The following is a 1,405-nucleotide window of genomic DNA, read 5'->3' on the forward strand; positions in this document are numbered from 1 at the left end:
ACATGACTCAACCTCTCGAAGGAATACGAGAGTTCCTTGGGGGTGTCTGGAGTTCAGAAGTGTGATCTTGTGATCGCGGACGGGGACTCGGACTCGGAGGCGGGCGCGGGCGGGGACGCGGGCGCGGGCTCGGCGGAGGGGTTGGCGGAGGGGTTGGCGCTGGAGGGCTTGGCGGCGGGGGGCTTGGCGCCGGAGGATTTGGCGCCGGAGGGCTGCCCGTCGCCGCCCAGGACCTCCGCCAGGGCCTCCTGCACCGCGCGGCCGGGCTCGACGCCCAGGCCGTCGGCGAGGGTCCGGCGGAGCCGGTGGAAGACCTCCAGGGCCTCCGCCTGGCGGTCGGTGCGGTGGAGGGCGATCATCAGGTGCCGGGAGAATCCTTCGCGCAGGGGATGCCGTTCGGCCAGCGTGTACAGCTCGGCCGCCAGACCGTCGTACCGGCCGAGCCGCAGATCGGCCTCGCAGCGCCATTCCGCCGCGTCGAGCCGCGCCTCTTCGAGGGCCTGGAACTCCGGTCCGTACCGCAGGCTCTGCGTGAGCTGGGGGAGGTCCGCGAGGGGCTTCCCCCGCCAGAGTCCCAGCGCCGTCGCGCACGAACGGCGCACGATCTCCCAGTCCTCCTCCAGGCGCGCGGTACGGGCGGCGCGCAGCAGCTCCTCGTGGACGTCGACGTCGAGTTCGCCGTGTTCCACGTCCAGGACGTAGCCGGGCGGGACGGAGCGGATCCGGTCCTCGCCCTCCCGACCCAGCGCCCTGCGCAGGCGCGTGACGTGGTTGTAGAGCGAGCTCGTCGCCGTCGCCGGGAGGTCGGAGCCCCACAGGGCGTCCTTCAGCTCGTCGGAGGCGACCGCCTGGCCTCGGCGCAGGAGCAGGATGCCGAGCAGCGTCCGGACCTTCGCGCTCCCTATGACGAGGGGCCCGACGGCGTCCTGTGCCGTGAGCGGGCCGAGCAGACCGAAACGCATACGCGGAACTCCAGGACTCGATGGATCACGTGGTCGCGCACCCGTGGACCAAGGCGCTCGGCACAGGTCTACGGCACGGGACGGGCTCCGGGCGAGCCGCTGCCGCCCTCTTGGTCATCTCCCGGTCCCGCGCCCGGCCGAAGCGGCGGCCCACCCGGCCGCCCGGGCGCGGGCGGGCCTGCGGCCGTCCTCAGCCGGGTGTGCACCGGCCTGCGGCGCCGCCTGTGGCGGCCTTCGTGCGGAGGTCCCTCGCACAGCGGGGCGTCGGTCCGCTTCAGGCGGTCCCAGGACCCCCGGGAGGGAGGTGCCGTCGCCGACTGTCGCGGCAGCGCGTACGGTTCCTCCCCATGGCCCGACTCGCCCTCTTCGACCTGGACGGCACTCTCGCCGCTGCCGGGGACCTTGATCCGCCGCCAGAACTCCTCGCGGATCTCCGGGATGCG

General features: G+C 73.5%; 1 protein-coding gene. It reads right to left on the reverse strand.

Features of this window, described 5'->3' with window-relative positions:
• Positions 1-53: 53 nt before the first annotated feature.
• A complete protein-coding gene (locus tag AB0O29_RS35905; protein WP_365160639.1) occupies positions 54-962 on the reverse strand; it encodes an AfsR/SARP family transcriptional regulator in 909 nt (302 codons plus the stop codon).
• Between the last annotated feature and the right edge of the window lie 443 nt (positions 963-1,405).

This window comes from Streptomyces sp. NPDC089915 (assembly GCF_040684675.1).
Taxonomy (GTDB): domain Bacteria; phylum Actinomycetota; class Actinomycetes; order Streptomycetales; family Streptomycetaceae; genus Streptomyces.